Origin of the sequence: Butyrivibrio sp. INlla18, assembly GCF_900103635.1 — a bacterium.
Lineage (GTDB): Bacteria > Bacillota > Clostridia > Lachnospirales > Lachnospiraceae > Butyrivibrio.
The window spans coordinates 55,272-62,729 of record NZ_FMXK01000020.1 but is presented as its reverse complement, the minus strand read 5'-3'; the positions used below and the strand labels follow the sequence as shown (position 1 = coordinate 62,729).

General features: G+C 39.7%; 7 protein-coding genes. 4 read left to right on the top strand and 3 right to left on the bottom strand.

Annotation, left to right across the window (positions count from 1 at the left end; translation table 11 throughout):
• Positions 1 to 270 precede the first annotated feature (270 nt).
• Both BLS24_RS13445 and BLS24_RS13440 read right to left on the bottom strand, forming a co-directional pair.
• Positions 271 to 1,548 (bottom strand): ATP-binding protein, encoded by a 1,278-nt coding sequence (locus tag BLS24_RS13445; RefSeq protein ID WP_091760206.1) that lies wholly within the window; start codon positions 1,546 to 1,548, stop codon positions 271 to 273.
• Complete coding sequence (locus tag BLS24_RS13440; RefSeq protein ID WP_091760202.1) at positions 1,548 to 2,303, bottom strand: LytR/AlgR family response regulator transcription factor; 756 nt, start codon at positions 2,301 to 2,303, stop codon at positions 1,548 to 1,550. The genes BLS24_RS13445 and BLS24_RS13440 overlap by 1 nt, the downstream gene beginning before the upstream one ends.
• 204 nt (positions 2,304 to 2,507) lie before the next feature.
• Between BLS24_RS13440 and BLS24_RS13435 the strand changes: the two genes are divergently transcribed.
• Positions 2,508 to 3,023, top strand: a complete 516-nt coding sequence (locus BLS24_RS13435) for a hypothetical protein (RefSeq protein ID WP_091760200.1) — start codon at positions 2,508 to 2,510, stop codon at positions 3,021 to 3,023.
• 56 nt (positions 3,024 to 3,079) lie between these two features.
• Here BLS24_RS13435 and BLS24_RS13430 read toward each other — a convergent pair whose 3' ends face one another.
• The gene (locus BLS24_RS13430; RefSeq protein ID WP_091760197.1) at positions 3,080 to 3,511 is read right to left on the bottom strand and encodes a flavodoxin; all 432 of its coding nucleotides are present in this window, start codon (positions 3,509 to 3,511) and stop codon (positions 3,080 to 3,082) included.
• A 132-nt stretch (positions 3,512 to 3,643) separates the two neighbouring features.
• Here BLS24_RS13430 and BLS24_RS13425 point away from each other — a divergent pair, with 132 nt between their 5' ends.
• From BLS24_RS13425 to BLS24_RS13415, 3 genes are read left to right on the top strand one after another with little or no spacing between them, the layout of a single operon-like run.
• A complete protein-coding gene (locus tag BLS24_RS13425) occupies positions 3,644 to 4,195 on the top strand; it encodes a DUF3793 family protein (RefSeq protein ID WP_091760194.1) in 552 nt (183 codons plus the stop codon).
• A 31-nt stretch (positions 4,196 to 4,226) separates the two neighbouring features.
• Positions 4,227 to 4,925, top strand: a complete 699-nt coding sequence (locus BLS24_RS13420; protein ID WP_091760191.1) for an ABC transporter ATP-binding protein — start codon at positions 4,227 to 4,229, stop codon at positions 4,923 to 4,925.
• Positions 4,926 to 4,940: 15 nt separating this feature from the next.
• Entirely contained in the window at positions 4,941 to 7,262 is a 2,322-nt protein-coding gene (locus BLS24_RS13415) for an ABC transporter permease (protein WP_091760189.1), read from the top strand.
• Positions 7,263 to 7,458 lie beyond the last annotated feature (196 nt).

Sequence of the window (7,458 nt, the reverse complement as noted above, 5' to 3'; positions counted from 1 at the left end):
TTGATGAGGGCAAAACAAAACTTTACAGCAAAAATGGCATCAAAGACTCAGACAGTGTTTCAAAAACAGAATTTCAAAAGAAAAATAAAAGCTCATGAACTAAGCAAAATTCTCAGAGATTCGAAAATAATATACTGTAGGGTAGCTGCCTGTGAGTCTGCGGTCGGGCCCCCATAGCATGCTCCCTACCACCGTAAAGAGAGCCACAACCGACCTCCCTAGGGCTCATTTTTGTCTACAAGCATGATATTTGAATAGAAGACTTTGTCGTCATGGGTAAAGGATGCTGAGCCGCCGTGCTGTTCTGAGGTGGCTGTAACGGAGATAAGGCCGATGCCGTTTCCTCCCCTTGTGGGTGGAGAGGTAGCGGCCATTTTTTTGTCTTGTTTTTCCGTTAAAAGAGTTTGAGACAGCGATGTAGATCTCTTGTCCCTGCTCTTTGGAGATTACGAGGTGAATAAAGCGTTTAGATTCTGGAAGCTCTGAGCAGGCAATAATGGCATTTTCTAAAATATTTCCAACTATGGAGCAAAGGGAAATACTGTCCATATGGAGCTTACCTGGAAGTGATACCTCAATATCAGTTTTTATATTGTCTTTTAAGGCTCTTTGATAGTAGTGATTTAAAAGGGCGTTAAGTGCATTATCCTGGCAGAAGGATTGAGTGTTCTTTTGAGGAACAATGTCGATATAACGGCTTAAGTAATCATCTAAAGTGTTATAGTCCTTGGCAGAAGAGAGCTCTTTTAACGTATATATAGTCTGCCTAAAGTCATGACGAACCTTGGCATCTTCATTTAAGTACTGCTGAAGAGACTCGTACTGCTTTTCCTGCATCTCTAAGATATGGTTTCTATCATCGAGTTCAGCCTTCTTGATGATGGCGCTTACCATGAAGTAAAAGACAATACAAAGGAATATTAGCAGTATAAACATAATGGACATAACGGCAATATAAGCTGCTCCAACCATATTGGTATGAAGAGTAGAGTACTTACGGACTACCATGACCTGATTGAAGATGAAAAATAGTGTAGATACTATTCCAGCGGACCACCATACATCATGTTGCTGCAGGTGATCTATAAGGTAGCCTCCAAATTTGGCAGCAGGATAAGCGGCTAAGCTACAGAATAATAGCACAAGAGCAATCTCAAAGATGCTGGCTGTGAAGCTAAAATCAGCGAGGTTTCCGTCTGGATGAAGGAAAGCATCAAACACTATAGAGAAATTACTGATGAAAGTGGTAAATGCACATACCAAAAGGAAAATAGAAAAGGACTGTGATATGTGCACGTTCATTGCAAAGTGATATCCGCAAAAGATTATTGTAAACGCTGGAAGATATAAAAAGTTCCAAGCCCTTGAAATGTACAAAGCAAAGAATGAGAATGCTACTGCAGTACATGTGATCAGGATAGAAAGCCTTATAACAGCGTGAGACCACCTTTCTCTAAGGTGATTGTGAGCTGGTGCAAGGCACAAAAGAGTTGTTGGTAAAAAGAGCATAAAGTTGATAAAAGGTAGAAGAAAGTCCTTTAGTCCCATTACTTTGCTCCTCCCATAGTTCTTTTACTATGTAATTTGGCAAACACATAGTTCTGCCTGATCTGATTCAAGGTCTTTTGTTCCCTTACATTTACAGGAAGCATGTGTCCGCCTTTTAGTTCGCAGGTTGTCTTACCCCAATTTGTGATGTGGTCCATGTTGATCATAATACCGCGGTTTATCTGCAAAAATCTGCTGTCGGTCTTTAAAAGCTCGCAGATATCAGAAAAGGTCATGCGAGTACGATATCCGTTTTGTAATCTGTCTGTTAGCTGAATGTAGTTCTTTTGACTCTGAGCATATACAATGTCAGAAAAAGCAATGTCGATATTTTCGCCATCTACTACAATAGAGATCTTTTTGCCCTCTGCTGAGCGAAGAGAGATGACTTCATCAAGAACCTTGCAAACGGAAAGCTTCAAAGTCTCGTCATCAGGCGATTTGATGAGATACTGAAAAGCGTGTACGCCAAAGGCATCAAAGGTATGTTCAAGGCTTGTAGTAAGGAAAACAATGAGAGTATCGCTATCCATTTCGCGTATCTTTTTGGAAGCTTCTATACCAGACATCTGATCCATGTAGATATCCATGAATATCAGCGTATATTTAAGAGGCCTGTAGTCAGCGAGGAACTCTTCAGCGCTGTTAAAAGAGCTGATATTAACAGGAAGGTGGTTATCTTCCATATATTTTTCGATTACTGAGGTCAAACGATCTATTTCCAAAGAAATATCATCAACAATAGCAATATTCATAAGTTAATTCCCTTTTTTAATGTCTTTTCGTACAGCTTTTTTAATAATATCATCTTGCAAACGATATTCAAGAAATAATACTATCATTCATCCCACAATCTTAGACATTCGTCCCAGATTCATTGAAAAAGTCATTTTGTGCAATAAAATGTATCGGGACAAAAAAAGAGATCAGAAAAAAGTATAGGGAGATACTTGAGGAGTATGAAAAAGAATTGGGAAAAAATTTTTAGATCATTGGTACTAGTTGGAGTTATAGCTTTTTTACTTAAGGACACAAGTTTTTTAACTTACGCTACTTCAGATGGAAAAAAGACTTTGGATAAGTTTCCATCAGTTACTCAGACTTACTTTTACGCAACAGGGGGAGCAGATACCATAAATCTTATGGCGCTTTTGCCTGAAGATTGCGAGCTTACAAGCTATGCTCTTAGCTATGTAGGGGATGTGACATTCCATTCAGCTCCCACTGTCATAGATGACAAACTCTTATATACAGTAGATGCTGGGCCAAAAGACATGACTGGAACAATAACTGTTACAGCAATAGCAGATAATTACGTAGATATTCCAATTACAGTAAACTTAAAGCTTTCAGACAAAAAACAGGTTGAACAAGGCTATTACATCGACACAGCCTGGATAGCCAACCTTTCAAGAATATTCATAATCCTGGGGATTCTGGGACTTGTAGTATGTAGAAAACGTTACATGAAGTGACAGAAAAGTGAGCCCTAACCTCCGTCCCTGGGGCTCACTTTTCTGTCTAGTTTGACTTAAGCCTGGGCAAGCATTCTGCCTAGATCTTCACACTCGGAGATTGCAGCATCATCTGGAGCGTTGTTGGCAATGACACCTTCGCCGCCGATGATGGTAGCACCAGCTGCTTTGAGACGGTCTACCCAATCGCGCATCCACTGGCCATCGCCCCAGCCGTAAGAACCAAAGAGGGCAATCTTCTTACCGCTACATACATTTTCGTACTGCGCCATGAATGGCTCTACAGTTCCTTCTTCAAGAACTTCTGCGCCCATAGCTGGGCATCCAAAAGCAATTACAGAATCCTTAGAAGCCTCAGATGGGCTAAGTGCATCAAAGGTAGTTACTTCAGCTTCACCGCCTGCACTTGTGATTCCGTTTGCAACGGCATCAGCCATTGCCTGTGTATTTCCACTTCCACTCCAAAAAACAACTTTAACTTTATTCATACTGTTTCATCCTTTCTGAGCAACAAATAAATAGTAGTGCTCTTGAAAAAGAAGTTAGCATATGCTAACATTCAAATCAAGAAATTTAAATGACAATAATTATCACAAAAACTAAAACACCGGAGGACAGCAATGGGGGACCAACTAGTTGTTAGCCTATGCTCACCAACATTGGCAGGCTTAAAGACAGGAAATCTTTTTAACGTTGATATGGATGACAGACAAAAGTTCATCCAGGAAGTAAGAGAGTTTAACAAAAGGCTTTGCCAAAAAGGTCTTAGGATGATCCCGGTTAAGTACACCAAGGATCATGCGCTTATTTACCTTTATAGACCATCTTTTTTAAAAAGAGATTTTGCTAATGAAGAGGTTTGCCAGATTCTTAAGGAGAAAGGTTATTCTTGTACCAACGCTGACCTTTGCGTTGCAGAGCTTGCAAGACACCTAAATGAGGACCAGGATTTTCCTCATGAGATAGGTCTTTTCCTGGGATATCCGGTAAAAGACGTAAAGGGCTTCATGAACAGTTCCGCAGAAGGCGTTATGTATACAGGCTTCTGGAAAGTCTATGGTGATAAAGAGTCGGCTCTTAAGACTTTTGACAGATACAAAAAGTGCACAGAGATATATAGCAATGCCCACAGAAAGGGGGCGACTTTGGAGGAGCTTGCTGTTGTGTGCTGATCTTATGAGCAGATAGGAGGAGAAAAAATCTATGCAACTTGAACTTCAAAACATCAAAAAATCATATGGAGAAGGCGGTAGCCGAATAGAAGTACTAAAGGATATAAGCCTTGGAATAGAGCAGGGTGAGTTTGTAGTACTTCTTGGACCATCTGGTTCTGGTAAATCCACACTCCTTAATATCATTGGAGGAATCGATAACGCTGATTCCGGCAAGATAGTAATACGAGGTAAGAGCATGGCGGATATGGATGAAAAGGCCCTTACTTCATACAGAAGAGAACATTTAGGATATATCTTTCAGATGTACAATCTGATCCCAAATCTTACTGTCAGAGAAAATATCGAGGTGGGAGCATATCTTTCCCACAATCCATTAGATATCGATGAGATCATAGAAATTCTGGGACTCAAAGAGCACCAGAATAAGCTTCCTAGCCAGTTATCTGGCGGACAGCAGCAAAGATGCGCCATAGGAAGAGCTATAGTAAAAAATCCTGATATCCTCTTGTGCGACGAACCAACAGGAGCCCTTGATTACAATACGTCAAAAGAGATCCTGGCTCTCATCGAACAGGTCAATCAAAAGTATGGAAATACAGTTATCATGGTAACTCACAACGATGCCATCAAGAATATGGCTGACTTTGTGGTGAAGCTAAGAGACGGCGTCATTAGAAAGAGTTACAGAAATGAAAATAAGATGACAGCTGAAGAACTTGACTGGTAAAGGAGCGTTGTTATTATGAAAAATCCATTAAAAAAGAGGCTCCTTAGGGAATTAAAGGGTGACGTAGGAAAATATATTGTCATATTTATCCTGATGGTCTTGTCCATAGGCTTTGTTTCAGGTTTTTTGGTTGCAGGCGAGAGCATGATACTTGCTTATAATGAGAGCTTTGACAAGTACAACATAGAAGATGGTAATTTTAGAACGGAAGATAGATTATCTGATTCACAAAAGGAGTCCATAGAGAAAAAAGGAGTTACAGTTTACGAGAATTTTTATGTGGAAAAGAGCTTTGATAATAGTACGAAGCTTAGAATATTTGCTAATAGAGAAGAGGTCGATAAGGTATGTGTAATGCAGGGAAGGCTTCCAGAAGCTTCTGGTGAGATTGCTATAGACAGGATGTATGCTGATAATAACGATCTTAAAGTCGGCGATACACTTACTTCTTGTGAAAAGACCTATGAAATAGTGGGACTTGTAGCACTATCTGATTACAGCGCACTTTTTTACAACAACAATGACATGATGTTTGATGCATCAGCTTTTGGTGTTGCCGTTGTTTCAAAAAAGCAATTTGCAAAGTTCAGTGAAGATGATGTTCATTACAACTATGCATGGATCTATGATAGAGCGCCTGCTTCAGAGGAAGAAGAAAAAGAGATGTCTGATGATCTTATGGAGGCAATATCCAAAAAGGTTACGCTAGAAAACTATATCCCAAGATATCTTAATCAGTCTATCACTTTTACAGGAGAAGATATTGGAAGCGACAAAGCTATGATGGAGGTACTTCTTTATATCATCATAATAATAGTTGCTTTCGTATTTGGAATAACTATCAACAACACCATACACAAAGAGGCTACAGTTATAGGTACTCTCAGAGCATCTGGCTATACCATAGGTGAGCTTATAAGGCACTACATGGAGATGCCTCTTATAGTTACTATTATTGCAGCAGTTATTGGTAATATTCTTGGATATACCATCTTTAAGAATATGTGTGCTGCAATGTACTATGGAAGCTATTCGCTTACCACCTATGTGACAGTGTGGAACGCAGAAGCCTTCCTAAAGACTACCATTATTCCTGTAGTGATAATGGTGATAGTAACGTATTTTATTCTTAGGAAGAAATTATCCCTTAGCCCGCTTAAGCTTATAAAAAGAGATCTTTCAGGCAAAACTCAAAAGACAGCGGTTCGCTTAAATAAAAGGATCAGATTCTTTGACAGATTCCGTATCCGTATCCTGATCCAAAATAAGAGTAGCTATATTATTCTCTTTTCAGGACTACTATTTGCAAACATGCTTTTGTTTTTTGGAATGATGTTGCCACCACTTCTTATTCATTATCAGGGAATTGTTACAAAAAACATGTTAGCAGAGCATATATATTTGCTTCAGATCCCTGCAGGAGCAATAGATGGGGATGATGGTATCTCAGCAGCTTTTTCATACACTTTTTTACAAAGTAAGATCACAACAAATAATCCTGATGCAGAAAAGTTCTCGGCCTACAGCCTGAAAACTACAGGAGAAGGCGGAACCAGAGTTGAGGATGTTACCCTATATGGTATTCAGGAAGACAGCAGATATATAGATGCCGAATTCGATGAGAAGACGGTCCTTATATCCTCGGCCTATGCGGATAAATACGGCCTTGGAAAGGGAAATGTCATTACCTTAAAAGAGCCCTACGAAGACAGATATTATGGCTTTAAGGTTTCGGGAATTTATGATTACGACGGCGGAATCACAGTATTTATGAGTAAGAAGCATCTAAATGATGTTTTGGGCTATGATGAGGAGTTCTTTTCAGGATACTTCTCAGATAGCGAGATCACTGATATAGAAAGTAAATACATCGGTACAACAGTTGATGAGGAGTCCCTTACAAGGGTTTCAAGACAGCTTATGATATCAATGGGTAACCTTATGTACATGGTTGATGGCTTTTCTGTGATAATGTTTGTTGTGCTCATATATCTTTTATCCAAGCTTATTATAGAGAGAAACGTGCAATCCATCTCAATGGCCAAGATACTAGGATATTCCAAGAAGGAGATATCTGCCTTATACATTATTCCAACGGCAATAGTTGTCATTGTTTCACTTCTTTTATCCTATCCAATCCTGTCATACATCATGGTAGGCATATTTAGAGTGATGCTCAAAAAGATGATGAGCGGCTGGATGGTGATCTGGCTCGATCCAGCAGCATATGTTAAGATGTTCCTCCTTGGAGTCATCACTTACGCAGTAGTAGCAGTTATCGAGTACCGCAAGATTGGTAAGATTCCGATGAATGAAGCATTGAAGAATGTGGAGTGACGGAAAGTGAGCCCTAGGGACGGAGGTTGGAGCTCATTTTTCGGGACAATGGGTTTTATCAGATGTCGAACACCAGGGCTTTCCCGAAAAATGAGCTCTAACCTCCGTCCCTAGGGCTCATTTTTGATAAAAGTTATCAATAGCCCATGTTGTCTGCGTTGACATGTTAGCATATACTAACTAGGACTGCTGACTA

What these genes read in the sequence shown, in the direction of transcription:
- BLS24_RS13445 (WP_091760206.1), bottom strand. Translation starts at nt 1,548, where the DNA reads ATGGGACTAAAGGACTTTCTTCTACCTTTTATCAACTTTATGCTCTTT.
- BLS24_RS13440 (WP_091760202.1), bottom strand. Translation starts at nt 2,303, where the DNA reads ATGAATATTGCTATTGTTGATGATATTTCTTTGGAAATAGATCGTTTG.
- BLS24_RS13435 (WP_091760200.1), top strand. Translation starts at nt 2,508, where the DNA reads ATGAAAAAGAATTGGGAAAAAATTTTTAGATCATTGGTACTAGTTGGA.
- BLS24_RS13430 (WP_091760197.1), bottom strand. Translation starts at nt 3,511, where the DNA reads ATGAATAAAGTTAAAGTTGTTTTTTGGAGTGGAAGTGGAAATACACAG.
- BLS24_RS13425 (WP_091760194.1), top strand. Translation starts at nt 3,644, where the DNA reads ATGGGGGACCAACTAGTTGTTAGCCTATGCTCACCAACATTGGCAGGC.
- BLS24_RS13420 (WP_091760191.1), top strand. Translation starts at nt 4,227, where the DNA reads ATGCAACTTGAACTTCAAAACATCAAAAAATCATATGGAGAAGGCGGT.
- BLS24_RS13415 (WP_091760189.1), top strand. Translation starts at nt 4,941, where the DNA reads ATGAAAAATCCATTAAAAAAGAGGCTCCTTAGGGAATTAAAGGGTGAC.